Below are 12,704 nucleotides of genomic sequence, written 5' to 3'. Positions count from 1 at the left end.
GATACCGCATGGCGAATCGAATTCTCGAGTACTTTGCTGCGCTGGTTGCCTCCGACGACGGTCTGCCGTTGACCGAAGCGGCCATTGCCATCGCACAGGACGTCTATCCCGATCTCGACGTGCAGGACACGCTGACCCAGATCGACGCGCTCGCCGCGCGTCTGGCCAAGCGCCTGCCGCCGGATGCCGGGCCATTGCAGAAGCTGCAACTGCTCGACCACTTCTTCTTCCGTGAACTCGGGTTCACGGTCAATCAGAACGATTACTACGACCCGGACAACAGCCATCTGCATGTCGTGCTGGACCGGCGCCGGGGCATTCCGATATCGCTGGCCGTCCTGTGCATGGAGATCGGCCATCAGATCGGGTTGCCGTTGCGCGGCTTGTCGTTCCCCGGGCATTTTCTGCTCAGGCTCGCCGTGCCGGCGGGTGACGTCGTCATCGATCCGATTTCCGGCAATTCGCTCTCGCCCCAGCGCTTGCTCGAAATGGTCGAGCCGTATTTGAAACACTATCGCGACGAGAGCGCCGAACCGATTCAGGAACTGGCCCTGTGGGCCTTGTTGCATCCGTTTCTGGAGCCTGCCACGCCGCGCGAAATCCTGGCGCGGATGCTTCGCAACCTGCGTGCCATCTATACACAAAACGAACGATGGGAGCGCTTGCTGGCGGTGCAGGAGCGCATGGTGCTCGTGCTGCCCGACCAGCCGGTGGAAAAGCGGGATCGCGGATTGGCGTACGCTCGGCTGGGGTTGGTCCGCCCCGCGCAGGACGATCTCGAGCTTTACCTGAGCAAGCGTCCGGACGCGGAGGATGCCGATGCCATACGGCAGGTGCTCGACGACTTGAGCCGCCGGCCCGGCGGTCACGGGTAAGCTGCGCTCTAGATCGTGCTTTACTGCCGCGACGTTGGCGCCTAACGATTCGACAGCGTCATGAAAAACGCCAGCCCTCGTCATGGGCTGGCGTTTCTTTTCCAGCGTCGACCAGCGACGGCCGACGTTCGCCGACGAACGGGCTACGCCGACTGCATCGACAACTCCTGCACTTCCCGCTGAAGGCCAGGCTTGTAGCCGAAGTGGAAGAAGACTTCGGCCATTAGGAACATCGGGGCAATGAAGATCTGAAAGACGTTGTCCAGCAGTGCCGGCTTGCGGCCTTCGAAATGATGACCGACCAGTTGCACGATCCAGCCGCCGACGAACAAGACCCCGAACGCGGCCAGCGCCCACGGCAAGGGCAGTTTCGCCAGATGCTGCGTGACGGCGAGCATCACGGCGAAGAACGCGGTCATCGCCAGGGCGAGCGGAACGTCGAGCAGGAAGTAGTACATGAGCAGGACCAGCACGATCACATGCGTCGCATTCAGGCCGCTGGGGCCGAGCGGCACCCAAGAAAATGCCTGCATCACGGCAAGAATGATCATGGGAACGCCGAAGAAATGGGTCAGACGATTCTTGGGACTGCGGTGATAGCGCTGGTAGAACGACATCTGTTGCGCCAGTGATTTCATGCCAGCCTCCTGCCTCGGGGGACGACGGGGGGAACGTCTGGGCACCGGGTCGAGATCGTGAAAACCGGTGTCTATGCCGACCGCGAGGTGCGGTCGGCATTCCATTGTAGTCACACTCGGCGTCACGGTTTGTTGCGGTGCGGCAAACGGTCCGGGCGCTGTGCCATTGCCGTGTGCGAGTGCTTGTTAGTGCTTGTTAGGGCTTGTTGGGGCCTGTTAGGGCTGATTAGGGCTCGCGAGGCACGCGAATGTTACTTCGGTTGCATCCGGATCGCGCCATCCAGCCGAATGACTTCGCCGTTGAGCATCGGATTGCGCACGATCTGCTCTACGAGCATCGCGTACTCAGCGGGTCGGCCCAACCGGGGCGGGAAGGGGACCATCTGGCCGAGCGAGGCCTGCACGTCGGCGGGCATGCCGAGCATCATGGGTGTCTCGAAAATGCCCGGTGCAATGGTCATGACGCGGATGCCGCTGCGCGACAAATCGCGGGCGACCGGCAGCGTCAGGCTCGCCACGCCACCTTTCGATGCGGCATAGGCGGCTTGTCCCATCTGGCCGTCGAACGCGGCGACCGATGCCGTATTGACGATCACACCGCGCTCGCCTTCGCCGTTCGGTTCCGCCTGACTCATGGCGCTGGCCGCGAGACGGACCATGTTGAAGGTGCCGATCAGATTGATCTGAATGACGCGAGCGAACGCGTCGAGCGGATGCGGGCCGTCGCGTCCCACGGTCTTGCTGCCGATGGCGATGCCCGCGCAATTCACGAGACCGCGCAGCGTGCCGAGCGACTGCGCTGCGGCCACGGCGGCCTTGCCATCGGTCTCTTGCGTAACGTCGCACTTGACGAACTTGCCGCCCAGCTTCTCGGCAAGTGTCTCGCCTTCATCGACATTCACATCGGCGAGCACCACTTTCGCGCCGAGGCCTGCGAGCCAGCGCGCAGCGGCGGCACCGAGCCCCGAGGCGCCACCGGTGATCAGAAACACATTGCCCTGAATTTCCATGCGTCATCCTCCTTCGGCAAAAAAGGCGGCCCAGTGTGAACTGGCCGCCTTTTCATTGGCTGCATTGGCTGCATTGGCTTCGCCACCACCTCGCACCGTCGCATATGCATCTGCGTCGGCGCTGAACCACGTTGGCCGGATCGATGCGTGGCATCGTCTCACCGGCCGAGAGCGCCGTGGAACGGCGAAAGACCGCCTTACTTCAACGCGTCGAACGCGCGTGCGCGAATGTCCTCGACGCTGCCCTGACCCGAAATCTTGCGATATTGGGGGGCGGGGACGATCGCGCCCGGGCTGCCATGCTTGGCCCAATCCGAATAATAGGCCACCAGCGGCTTGGTTTGCGATTCGTACACGGCGAGGCGCTTCTTGACGGTCTCTTCCTTGTCGTCTTCGCGCTGCACGAGCGGTTCGCCCGTAACGTCGTCAACGCCTTCGACCTTCGGCGGGTTGAACTTGACGTGATACGTACGACCCGATGCCGGGTGGGTGCGGCGACCGCTCATGCGGGTGATGATTTCATCGAACGGCACGTCGATTTCGAGCACGAAGTCGATCGCGACGCCGGCTTCCTTCATCGCTTCCGCTTGCGCAATGGTGCGCGGGAAACCGTCGAAGAGATAGCCGTTCTTGCAGTCGTCGGCCGTCAGGCGTTCCTTGACCATGCCGATGATCACGGCGTCCGGCACCAGATCGCCCGCGTCCATGAAACGCTTGGCTTCGAGGCCGAGTTGGGTGCCTTCCTTGATCGCGGCGCGCAGCATGTCGCCGGTCGAGATTTGCGGGATGCCGAATTTTTCTTTGATGAAAGTTGCTTGGGTGCCCTTGCCGGCCCCGGGTGCCCCCAACAAAATCAGACGCATCGATGACTCCTGAAAGTTTGTGATTTGTGAATGCTGTGCGTGCGGCAGGAGTTTGCGTCCCCGGTACTTTGCGGCGGTTGCGGGTCCGATGACCGGGCAACTGCGCTGCGCGCAGACGACGCGCTCGGCAGGGCGCGACGCGCGCGACCGGGGGTCTGCTCGCGAGAATCAGAGCGATTATGCCACGACGTGCCCGCCCGGCGGCGTTTTGCAGACTTGCCGGTGTCGCGCCGTTGCGAATTCCGGGACACGTTCGCCACGCGGTTCGGATAGGCCGAACCGTCCTCACGCGGCGAATCGCGTACGGTATTGACCCTCAGTTTTTCAGTAAGGCGCGCACACGTTCGAGATCGGCGGCCGTGTCGACGCCGGGCAGCGGCGCATCGTCGGTCACGAGTACGGCGATCCGCTCGCCATGCCAAAGCGCCCGCAGTTGCTCCAGCGATTCGGCAGTTTCGATGGGCGCCTGCGGCAGGCTCGGATAGCTACGCAAAAACTGGGCGCGGTAAGCGTACAGGCCGATGTGGCGGAAAATCGGTGTCGTGGTCGGTGGCAGGGTCGCAGCGTTTGCGATGCCGGCCGACCACGCGTCACGTGACCACGGAATGGGCGCGCGAGAGAAATAGAGGGCGCGGCTGTGGGCGTCGAGAACTACCTTGACGACATTGGGAGAGAAAATCTCCGCGTTGTCGGTAATTGGATGTGCTGCCGTCGACAGCGCGCATTCGGGGTGCTCGGCCAGATGTGCGGCAACGGCATGCACCAGGCGCGGATCGATCAGCGGTTCGTCGCCCTGCACATTGACGACGATCGTGTCGTCGGACCAGCCTTGCTGCACGGCGACTTCGGCCAGACGGTCGGTGCCGGTGGGGTGGTCGGCGCGCGTGAGGACAACATCGAAACCATGCGCCGCGACGGCATCGACCACGCTTTGGGCGTCAGTGGCCACGACGACCTGACTAGCGCCCGACTCACGGGCGCGCTCGGCGACCCACACGACCATCGGCTTGCCGCCGATGTCGGCGAGCGGCTTGTTGGGCAACCGTGTCGACGCCAGACGCGCAGGCACCACGGCGACAAAATCGATGGCGGCTTTCGATTGACTCACAATTGGCTCACGATGCGGACTTGTCGTCGTTCAGCGGGACCGGCGTGCCTTCGACAGACTGACGCGCCTCATCGGCCAGCATGACCGGAATGCCGTCGCGGATCGGGTACGCGAGCTTGTCTGCATGGCAAATCAGCTCCTGCGCTTTCTTATCCAGCTCCAGCGGGCCCTTGCACAACGGGCAGACGAGAATCTCAAACAGTCGGTTGTCCACGCAATTTCTCCACTACCAGTGATACGAGGCGCGCATCGAGCGCCGCCTCGGCGGGTACGGCCCACACACGCGGGTCGGACCAGGAGACGCATTTTACTGCATCCTTTTCCGTGATCAGGATGGCGTCGGCTGCCACGCCATCAAACGGATTCGTTGCAAAGTCGTAATGATCGGGCAATGCCAGCGTCTCGATTTGCAGCCCCGCCGCCCGTAACGCGGCGAAGAACCGTTCCGGTGCACCGATGCCCGCGGCGGCGAGTACACGCTTGCCTGCAAAGTGCGACAACGGCCGCGTGAGCGAGGGCTGGCTAACGCACCACGCGTCACCTAGCGTGAGTGTCAATCGCCACGTGTGGGGCCACTCCGGCAGGGTTCTCCCATAAGGATCGTTGATGAGGTTGGCGTCTCGCTCGCGCGACAGCGGTTCGCGCAACGGACCGGCGGGCAAGAGAAAGCCGTTACCGCCCAGCCGGTGATCGAACACGGCAATCTCGACATCCCGGGCCAGTGCGTAATGCTGAAGGCCGTCGTCGCACACGATGACATCGCATGCCGGATGCGCGGCGAGCAATGCCCGGCCACCTTCGACCCGCGACGGCCACACCCACACGGGCGCACCGGTGCGTTTGGCGATCAGCAGCGGTTCGTCACCCGTATCCTCCGGACGCGCCGTCACGGCGACCTGGGTCGGCTGCGACAACTTTGCGCCATAGCCGCGCGAGAGCACGCCGGGCGTGTAGCCGTGTTGACGCAGGGCGCCGACCAGTGCGATGACGGTCGGTGTCTTGCCGGTGCCGCCCACGGTGAGATTGCCCACAATGACGACGGGCACCGGCAGGCGAGTCGACCGTCTCCAGCCCTGGCGAAAACACCACCGACGCCACGCAGCCGTCGCTGCGAATGCCCATGAGAGCGGCCAAAGCGCCCAGGCAAGCACGCCTCTGCGTTGCCACTGTGCGGTGACCCAGTGGACCAGCGATCCGGAAAGACGCGGCACCAGCGCGCGCGCCCGCGCGCCGCTCACCTTGTCGGGGCGTGAGAAGTCGGTCATCGGCTCGGTTGGGCCGTCGTGGAGCGTGCCGCGAACGTCAGTCGCGACAACCCCGCTTCACGCGCCGCTTCCATCACATTGATGACCGACTGGTGCGAGCTTTTGGCGTCCGCGTTGATGATGATGACCGGCGGCTCGGCGCCGGTGTTTGCGGGTCCGGCCGCCTGACGCAGTGCCGCCGTCAGGCTCGCGACGTCGCGTTGCGCAAGCGAATGGCGGTCGATCGCGTAGCTGCCGTCGGCGCCCACGGAGACGACGATCTGGCGGGGCGGCACCACCGCCTTCTCGGCATCGGCCGTCGGCAGGTTGACCTTCAGCGCGGTGTAGCGCGTGTAAGTCGTCGTGACCATCAGGAAGATCAGAATGACGAGCAGCACGTCGATCAGCGGAATCAGATTGATCTCCGGCTCGTCGCGTGTGGAGAGACCTCGACGGAAATTCATCGTATGTCGCTCGGATCAGTGCCGCGGCAGCGTGGCATCGAGAAAATGGACCGCTTGCGTTTCCAGTTCGACGAGGAACGCGTCGACGCGCGTGCGGTAGTAGCGATAGAAGATCATCGCCGGAATCGCGATCATCAGACCAAAGCCGGTGTTGTAGAGCGCGACCGAAATGCCGTGGGCCAGTTGCGCCGGGTCGGTGCCGGTAGCGTCTTGTGCCCCGAAGATCTCGATCATGCCGACGACCGTACCGAACAGTCCCATCAGCGGCGCCACGGACGCAATGGTGCCCAGCGCCGGCAGGAACCGCTCCAGTTCGTGGGCGACGGCGCGCCCCGTCTCTTCGAGTGCCTCTTTCGCCCCTTCGCGCGGCCCCTGCGGATTGTGGGCGACGTAACGGACACCGGTCGCGAGCACCCGGCCTAGCATGGAGCCGCGCGAGAGCGCTTCCGTGGCGTCCTGCTTGGCGGTGCCGCGACGCGCGAGCGTAATCGCGTTTTCGAGCACACCGCCCGGCAGCACGCGCGCACGGCGCAGCGAAAGGGCGCGCTCGACAATCAGGGCGAGGGCGATGACGGATGCGATGAGAAGTGGCCAGATGGGCCAGCCGGCGGCCTGGATGACGGCGAACAAAGACGACCTCTTGCTTGTTGCGGGGGATGGGCAAACGAGTCCGAACTGTAGCGTGCAGGGGGGGGATGGGCAAGCACCGTTTTCCACATCCACCGAGCACAAGGATGTGGACAACCTTTGGATACGTCGAGCAACTCTTTGACACAACGGAACTTTTTGGTTCGTGATTAAAAAATGGGCAATGAGCGGTTTCAGAAATGAACACCGCCGCAAGCTCACAAATCCCAGGACTTTTCCATCGGCCTGTGGATAACTATGTGCACATGTCCCCAGCGGACGATATATCTCGGCGTCCGCCTCGAAATTACGGCTTCCGCCACGCGGGATGCCCTCTGTAAAGCCTGTTAAATCAAGGGTTTGTCTCTGTGGCGTAGGAAATACAAGGCGTGCGGGCGCGAAAACCCTTAAATTAGCGGTCCTGTGGACAGTTTTTCGTCAGCGCACACGCATGAACCTATCTTTCGACGACGCCCGTCCCACTGGTGGCGCGGATCGCGTACTCAGTGTTTCGGATTTGAACAAAGCCGTTGCCGGCGTATTGGAGCGCAGCTTCCCGCTGGCATGGGTCAGCGGCGAGATCTCCAACTTCACGCGTGCGGCCAGCGGTCATTGGTATTTCTCGATCAAGGACGCGCAGGCGCAGATGCGCTGCGTGATGTTCCGCGGCCGTGCGCAACATGCTGATTTCTCGCCCAGGGAAGGGGACCGGGTCGAAGTCCGTGCGTTGCTCTCGATGTACGTGCCTCGCGGCGAGGTGCAGCTCAACGTCGAAGCGATCCGCCGCGCCGGTCAGGGCAATCTGTATGAAGCGTTCCTGCGTCTGAAAGAGAAGCTGGCCGCGGCGGGCCTGTTCGATGCCGAGCGCAAGCGCCCCTTGCCGCGTTATGCCCGACGGGTGGGGGTCGTCACGTCGTTGCAGGCGGCTGCGCTGCGAGACGTGCTCACGACGTTGGCTCGCCGCGCGCCGCATATCTCGATCGTCGTCTATCCCGCACCGGTGCAGGGCGCCGATGCAGCGGCCCGATTGGCGGCAGCCCTCGACACCGCCAACGCTCGGGGCGAAGTGGACACGATCCTGCTTTGTCGCGGCGGCGGTTCCATCGAAGACTTGTGGGCGTTCAACGAGGAAGTGCTTGCCCAGGCGATTGCTCGCAGCGAATTACCGGTCGTGTCCGGGGTCGGTCACGAAACCGATTTCACGATTGCCGACTTCGTGGCAGACGTGCGCGCGCCCACGCCCACGGCGGCTGCCGAACTGATCACGGCGGCGCGCGACGAGTGTCTGCGTGAAGTGGACCGGGAGCATCAGCGACTGATCCGCGCCATGCGACGCGCGCTGGAGCAGCGCGCGCAGCAACTCGACAGCCTGTCGCGCGGACTGGTATCGCCTCGCGAGCGACTGGCGCGTCAGCGCACGGCGCTCGCGCATCTTGCCGATCGTATGCGGCACGCGCTCGAGCGGCCGCTCGCGCAGCGTCGCAGCCGCTTCGAGATGCTGCGACTGCGGCTCGCGCGAGCCGTGCCGGATGTCGCGTCGCAACATGAGCGTGTCGCCTTGCTCTCGCAGCGTCTGCAGACGGCAATGTCCCGCCGCGCCGAGCGCTCGACACAACGTCTGGCCGATGCCACCGCGCAACTGGAGCTGCTCAATCCCCGACGTACGTTACAACGCGGCTATGCCGCAGTGCTCGATGCGAAAGGGCAGCCGCTGCGCGACCCGCGAAAATTGCAGCGCGGTCAGCAGGTCACGATGCATCTGGCCGACGGCGCGGCGGATGTGGGCATTGGTGACGTTCAGGTCAGGCTTGACGATACTTTTTAGGCGGCCCGGTTAGCCAAACGTGACGAATCGCGGGCATCGTGCGTCGATTAGCCGGGATCGGCAAACAATCGTCACATTTCTCGGGCAGATTGCGGAAAACCAAGTACCCATTGGGTTTGCGGGGTTTTCGCATCTGCCCTAGAATCGATGGCTCCGGATAACGCAAAATCGGGTTCCCCTCAGAGCACAAAGGACAATTGCCATGGAACACAAGCTCCCTGAACTGCCGTACGCCATCGATGCACTGGCGCCGACCATCTCCAAGGAAACGATGGAGTATCACTACGGCAAGCACCACCAAGCCTATGTGACCAACTTGAACAACCTGATCAAGGGCACCGAATTCGAAAACGCCAGCCTCGAAGACATCATCAAGAAGTCGTCGGGCGGCGTGTTCAACAACGCAGCGCAGGTGTGGAACCACACCTTCTTCTGGAACACGCTGTCGCCGAAGGGCGGCGGTGCACCGACCGGCGATCTGGCCAAGGCAATCGACGCCAAGTTCGGCTCGTTCGACGCTTTCAAGGAAACGTTCTCGAAGTCGGCCGTGGGTAACTTCGGTTCGGGCTGGACGTGGCTCGTGAAGAAGGCCGACGGTTCGGTCGACATCGTGAACACCAGCAACGCTGCCACGCCGCTGACCGGCGCCGACAAGCCGCTGATCACGATCGACGTGTGGGAACACGCGTACTACATCGACTACCGCAATGCCCGTCCGAAGTTCGTCGAGGCATTCTGGAACCTGGTCAACTGGGAATTCGCCGCGAAGAACTTCGCGTAATCGAAACGCCCGGAATTGCCGGCCGATAGCGGTCGACTTCGGCAACCCGTCGCCGAAGGGTAACGTCAGGCGCCCAACCCGAGCGTCTGGCGACACCGGCAAGACGAAAGCCCACTGCGTGCAGTGGGCTTTTCGTTTTTTCAGCGGTTGCCGGATCGCGGGCGTTTGCGGCCCGCTTGATCCGCATCAACGTCCGCGCATGAGGGTCTCGTTAGAGTGAGCGCTTCAAACTCATCGGACACCGAAATGCTAGACCCTGCGCCACCGTGCTTTGCCGCCTCCACGCGTTGCCTCGCTGCCAATACCTCGAATACCTCGAATACCGCGAACACGTTGGCCACGCCTTCTGTCGAGATATCGCACGGCGCCTCGCGTCGTGCCTGGCTGGCCGACGCCCGTCTCATGCGCAGTTTGCCGCCCGCGGCGTGGACACTCTTCCGTCTGGCCGAGACCAAGCGCGGTGGCACCGCAACGCATATGTGGCGAGTGGGCGCGCTCGCGTGGCGTTTCGCGCAGGCGCTGGGCATGTCCGGCATCGAGTCGCAGGCGCTCGGGCTCGCTGCGGCGTTGCACGACACCGGCAAGCTCTGTATTCCGAATGCGATATTGGACAAGCCGGGCAAGTTGTCGCCCGAAGAAATGCAGATGATGCGGATGCATCCGCAATTGGGCGGTGACATGTTGAATGCGATTGGCGGCGCGGCATGCGAGCTGGCCGCCACCGTGGCGCGCACACATCACGAACGGTTCGACGGTCGCGGCTATCCGTACGGGCTGTCGGGCAATCGCATTCCGTTGGCGGGCCGCATTGTCGCGTTGGTCGACGTCTTCGACGCGCTCGCCAGTCATCGCCCCTATCGCGCGGCGCTGAGTCCCGCACAGATTGTGGCGGCAATGCTGGCAGAGCGCGGGCGTCACTTCGATCCGTGGTTGCTCGATGCTTTTCTCGAGCACTCGCTGATCGGCGCGCTGGAAATATCGAGCGGCGCGCACTGAGCTCGATCCGGTTTCGTCAGATCAAATCGAGCGCGGCGCGGCCAATCTCGACGGCGGGCGTCGTGCACGCAACGCCAGTCCGCAATACGGGGCAACATCAACGGTCAACGGTCGACGGTCGACGTCAGCGGTCAACGTCAGCGGCTGTCGATCAGCGCGGCAGACCCGAAATCTTCGCGCCGGCTTTGATGTTCTTGCTCCTGAACCAGCCCTGATTCATTTCGAGTGCGTATCGAACTGCGGCACGCGGGCAGTGGTTGTCTTCGGTCTGCGGCGCCATGTCTTCGATGTTGACGATCGTGCCGTCGTCGGCAAGAAACGCGATGGACAGCGGCAAGTCGGTATTCTTCATCCAGAAGCAATGCCCGGCGCTTTGCTCGAACACGAACAGCATGCCGGCGTTGGCGGGCATGCTCTTGCGATACATCAGACCCTGTTCGCGGTCCTTCTCGTTTGCGGCGACTTCAGCCTTGATGAGATACATGCCGGCTGAGAGCTGAACCGTCGGGAACTCCCCGGGCTGCTTGATTTGCGCACCCGCGCTGGCCGGGACGAAGGCCATGAAGGCGGCGATGCTGGTGAACGTTGCGCTGGCGGCGAGTGCGGCCAGTTGACGTGAAATCCGGATCACGAATGACTCCTGGGAAGGTCGGAGGAGCGACAGCGGGAGGCGTCAGGCGCGGACGAAAGCCTATTGAAGCGCGCGAAACCACCGCAGCGCAGCGCGACGACGCTGGCCCCCAAGTCGCGGGTCATTGTAGCTGCGGGACGAAAAAAAAGCAGGTTGCGCGAGCAACCTGCTTGTTACCGTCCGTTGCGCAGGCGGGCTGCGCGACGCGGTACTTACTTGCTTGCAGCAGCCGGAGCTTCAGCAGCGGAGGCCTTCTTGGCCGACTTCTTGGTCGACTTCTTGTGCGACTTCGACTTCTTGGCAGCCGGCTTGCTTGCAGCGGCCGGAGCAGCGGCGTCAGCGGCCGGAGCCGAAGCTTGGGCGAACACGCCAGTTGCGAACAGGCCAGCGACCAGGGCAGCGATCAGTTTTTTCATGAGATTCCTCTTTGGAGCTCGATGTTTGGGTGGTGTACTCGTTGACCCGCGAAGTGAGTCATCTCCTTTAACGTCCGTTCAGGACATCGGTTGACACCTCACTCGCGGATTTTTACGACAGCAAGTATTACGGCTTGTTACCGACCGGCGGCTGGCTAGCCTTCTTGCCGGACTTCTTGTGGTGATGCTTCTTTTGCTTGGTGGACTTCTTCGCCGGTGCGGCGTGATCGGCCGCCGGTGCCGCCGTAGCAGGCGCTGCTGCCGCAGGCGCCGCCGGGGCGACAGGCGCCGTTGCGGGCGCCGAAGATTGGGCCATCGCGGCACCGGACACGATCAGGCCGGCGGTCAGTGCGAGCAGCAGTTTGTTCATGACTTGGTTTCCTCGTTTCAGTTTGGTGGTGCGTATGTTGCGCACCTGTTCCCTCAACGAGGCGAACGGCGACTGCGTTGACCGGAAAGTGTAAGTATTTGTTGCGGTAGTTCGCACCACTGGCCGGGACCGAGGTTCAGCGAAAAGATGTCGACCGGGCCGATGGCTACGCGCACGAGTCGAAGGGTCGGCTTGCCGACCGCGGCCGTCATGCGCCGCACCTGACGGTTTTTGCCTTCGACGAGCTTGATTTCCAGCCAGTGCGTTGGAATGCTCGCGCGATAGCGGATCGGTGGATGACGCTCCCAGAGCTGCGTCGGCTCCGCAATGACGCGCGCTTCGCACGGCAGCGTGACGAAGTCGCCCAAATCGAGCCCGGCGCGAAGGCGTGCGAGCGCGGTGTCGTCGTATTCGCCTTCTACCTGCGCCCAATACGTTTTGGGCAGCTTTCGCTCCGGCTCCGCAATGCGTGCCTGAAGCCGTCCGTCGTCGGTGAGCAACAAGAGGCCCTCGCTGTCGGCATCGAGACGACCTGCCGGGTAGACGTCTGGCAGATCGATGCATTCGGCAAGCGTGGGGCGTGTCGGATGCGCAGAGAACTGGCAGATGGTGCCGAAAGGTTTGTTGAGTGCGAGAAGTGTCATACCGGGCAGAGAATCTAGTCAGCGCCGACATGTTAATGCATAATCCAAAACACCAGTCTTATGTCTTATATAAGACATGAGGGCGTGTCACACCATCGTCAGGCGTGTGTGACTACAATAGGGCTGCGCTGTGCGCAGCGGTAACGTCTGAAATGCTCACGCTGCCCCGAGATTGCCGACTGATCGCCGACTCAAGGGATCCAGCTCACGTC

General features: G+C 62.9%; 16 protein-coding genes. 4 read left to right on the top strand and 12 right to left on the bottom strand.

Going from position 1 to position 12,704, the window contains the following annotated elements:
• Positions 1 to 8: 8 nt before the first annotated feature.
• Positions 9 to 875 (top strand): SirB1 family protein, encoded by an 867-nt coding sequence (locus PCA31118_RS10775; protein WP_150625249.1) that lies wholly within the window; start codon positions 9 to 11, stop codon positions 873 to 875.
• 143 nt (positions 876 to 1,018) lie between these two features.
• Here PCA31118_RS10775 and PCA31118_RS10770 read toward each other — a convergent pair whose 3' ends face one another.
• The 8 genes from PCA31118_RS10770 to PCA31118_RS10735 all read right to left on the bottom strand — a co-directional run bounded on the left by PCA31118_RS10770 (position 1,019) and on the right by PCA31118_RS10735 (position 6,832).
• Positions 1,019 to 1,513 carry an Mpo1 family 2-hydroxy fatty acid dioxygenase gene (locus PCA31118_RS10770; protein WP_174990425.1) on the bottom strand — a complete coding sequence of 165 codons (495 nt, stop codon included), beginning with the start codon at positions 1,511 to 1,513 and terminating at the stop codon, positions 1,019 to 1,021.
• A gap of 251 nt (positions 1,514 to 1,764) precedes the next feature.
• Complete coding sequence (locus PCA31118_RS10765; protein ID WP_150625247.1) at positions 1,765 to 2,523, bottom strand: SDR family NAD(P)-dependent oxidoreductase; 759 nt, start codon at positions 2,521 to 2,523, stop codon at positions 1,765 to 1,767.
• A gap of 197 nt (positions 2,524 to 2,720) precedes the next feature.
• Positions 2,721 to 3,386 carry an adenylate kinase gene (gene adk, locus PCA31118_RS10760; protein WP_150625246.1) on the bottom strand — a complete coding sequence of 222 codons (666 nt, stop codon included), beginning with the start codon at positions 3,384 to 3,386 and terminating at the stop codon, positions 2,721 to 2,723.
• A 316-nt stretch (positions 3,387 to 3,702) separates the two neighbouring features.
• Positions 3,703 to 4,494, bottom strand: coding sequence for a 3-deoxy-manno-octulosonate cytidylyltransferase (gene kdsB / locus PCA31118_RS10755; protein WP_150625245.1), 792 nt, complete (start codon positions 4,492 to 4,494; stop codon positions 3,703 to 3,705).
• Positions 4,495 to 4,501: 7 nt separating this feature from the next.
• The gene (locus PCA31118_RS10750) at positions 4,502 to 4,708 is read right to left on the bottom strand and encodes a Trm112 family protein (protein WP_069341960.1); all 207 of its coding nucleotides are present in this window, start codon (positions 4,706 to 4,708) and stop codon (positions 4,502 to 4,504) included.
• Complete coding sequence (gene lpxK / locus PCA31118_RS10745) at positions 4,689 to 5,705, bottom strand: tetraacyldisaccharide 4'-kinase (protein ID WP_425495355.1); 1,017 nt, start codon at positions 5,703 to 5,705, stop codon at positions 4,689 to 4,691. The genes PCA31118_RS10750 and lpxK overlap by 20 nt, the downstream gene beginning before the upstream one ends.
• A 50-nt stretch (positions 5,706 to 5,755) precedes the next feature.
• Positions 5,756 to 6,202 carry an ExbD/TolR family protein gene (locus PCA31118_RS10740; protein ID WP_150625243.1) on the bottom strand — a complete coding sequence of 149 codons (447 nt, stop codon included), beginning with the start codon at positions 6,200 to 6,202 and terminating at the stop codon, positions 5,756 to 5,758.
• A gap of 15 nt (positions 6,203 to 6,217) precedes the next feature.
• Complete coding sequence (locus PCA31118_RS10735) at positions 6,218 to 6,832, bottom strand: MotA/TolQ/ExbB proton channel family protein (RefSeq protein WP_150625242.1); 615 nt, start codon at positions 6,830 to 6,832, stop codon at positions 6,218 to 6,220.
• Between the two features lie 448 nt (positions 6,833 to 7,280).
• Between PCA31118_RS10735 and xseA the strand changes: the two genes are divergently transcribed.
• The 3 genes from xseA to PCA31118_RS10720 all read left to right on the top strand — a co-directional run bounded on the left by xseA (position 7,281) and on the right by PCA31118_RS10720 (position 10,431).
• Positions 7,281 to 8,654: an exodeoxyribonuclease VII large subunit gene (gene xseA, locus PCA31118_RS10730; protein ID WP_150625241.1), complete on the top strand. Its 1,374-nt coding sequence runs from the start codon at positions 7,281 to 7,283 to the stop codon at positions 8,652 to 8,654.
• A gap of 202 nt (positions 8,655 to 8,856) precedes the next feature.
• A complete protein-coding gene (gene sodB / locus PCA31118_RS10725; protein ID WP_039367328.1) occupies positions 8,857 to 9,435 on the top strand; it encodes a superoxide dismutase [Fe] in 579 nt (192 codons plus the stop codon).
• Positions 9,436 to 9,681: 246 nt separating this feature from the next.
• Entirely contained in the window at positions 9,682 to 10,431 is a 750-nt protein-coding gene (locus PCA31118_RS10720; RefSeq protein WP_150625240.1) for an HD-GYP domain-containing protein, read from the top strand.
• A gap of 151 nt (positions 10,432 to 10,582) precedes the next feature.
• Here PCA31118_RS10720 and PCA31118_RS10715 read toward each other — a convergent pair whose 3' ends face one another.
• The 4 genes from PCA31118_RS10715 to PCA31118_RS10700 form a co-directional block, all read right to left on the bottom strand.
• Positions 10,583 to 10,993, bottom strand: coding sequence for a DUF192 domain-containing protein (locus tag PCA31118_RS10715; RefSeq protein ID WP_150625649.1), 411 nt, complete (start codon positions 10,991 to 10,993; stop codon positions 10,583 to 10,585).
• A 281-nt stretch (positions 10,994 to 11,274) separates the two neighbouring features.
• On the bottom strand, positions 11,275 to 11,478 hold the full coding sequence (locus PCA31118_RS10710; protein ID WP_044456842.1) for a hypothetical protein: 204 nt from the start codon (positions 11,476 to 11,478) through the stop codon (positions 11,275 to 11,277).
• Between the two features lie 127 nt (positions 11,479 to 11,605).
• Positions 11,606 to 11,848 carry a hypothetical protein gene (locus PCA31118_RS10705; RefSeq protein ID WP_044456841.1) on the bottom strand — a complete coding sequence of 81 codons (243 nt, stop codon included), beginning with the start codon at positions 11,846 to 11,848 and terminating at the stop codon, positions 11,606 to 11,608.
• A 53-nt stretch (positions 11,849 to 11,901) separates the two neighbouring features.
• Entirely contained in the window at positions 11,902 to 12,492 is a 591-nt protein-coding gene (locus PCA31118_RS10700; protein ID WP_150625239.1) for a pseudouridine synthase, read from the bottom strand.
• Between the last annotated feature and the right edge of the window lie 212 nt (positions 12,493 to 12,704).

It is taken from the genome of Pandoraea captiosa (assembly GCF_902459775.1).
GTDB lineage: Bacteria > Pseudomonadota > Gammaproteobacteria > Burkholderiales > Burkholderiaceae > Pandoraea > Pandoraea captiosa.
The sequence above is the reverse complement of the archived record's forward strand: the minus strand, read 5'-3'. Positions and strand labels throughout refer to the sequence as shown.

Excerpts from the sequence above, each read along its gene's own strand:
- PCA31118_RS10775 (WP_150625249.1), top strand. The coding sequence starts at position 9 with ATGGCGAATCGAATTCTCGAGTACTTTGCTGCGCTGGTTGCCTCCGAC.
- PCA31118_RS10770 (WP_174990425.1), bottom strand. The coding sequence starts at position 1,513 with ATGAAATCACTGGCGCAACAGATGTCGTTCTACCAGCGCTATCACCGC.
- PCA31118_RS10765 (WP_150625247.1), bottom strand. The coding sequence starts at position 2,523 with ATGGAAATTCAGGGCAATGTGTTTCTGATCACCGGTGGCGCCTCGGGG.
- adk (WP_150625246.1), bottom strand. The coding sequence starts at position 3,386 with ATGCGTCTGATTTTGTTGGGGGCACCCGGGGCCGGCAAGGGCACCCAA.
- PCA31118_RS10740 (WP_150625243.1), bottom strand. The coding sequence starts at position 6,202 with ATGAATTTCCGTCGAGGTCTCTCCACACGCGACGAGCCGGAGATCAAT.
- xseA (WP_150625241.1), top strand. The coding sequence starts at position 7,281 with ATGAACCTATCTTTCGACGACGCCCGTCCCACTGGTGGCGCGGATCGC.
- sodB (WP_039367328.1), top strand. The coding sequence starts at position 8,857 with ATGGAACACAAGCTCCCTGAACTGCCGTACGCCATCGATGCACTGGCG.
- PCA31118_RS10720 (WP_150625240.1), top strand. The coding sequence starts at position 9,682 with ATGCTAGACCCTGCGCCACCGTGCTTTGCCGCCTCCACGCGTTGCCTC.
- PCA31118_RS10715 (WP_150625649.1), bottom strand. The coding sequence starts at position 10,993 with ATGGCCTTCGTCCCGGCCAGCGCGGGTGCGCAAATCAAGCAGCCCGGG.
- PCA31118_RS10710 (WP_044456842.1), bottom strand. The coding sequence starts at position 11,478 with ATGAAAAAACTGATCGCTGCCCTGGTCGCTGGCCTGTTCGCAACTGGC.
- PCA31118_RS10705 (WP_044456841.1), bottom strand. The coding sequence starts at position 11,848 with ATGAACAAACTGCTGCTCGCACTGACCGCCGGCCTGATCGTGTCCGGT.
- PCA31118_RS10700 (WP_150625239.1), bottom strand. The coding sequence starts at position 12,492 with ATGACACTTCTCGCACTCAACAAACCTTTCGGCACCATCTGCCAGTTC.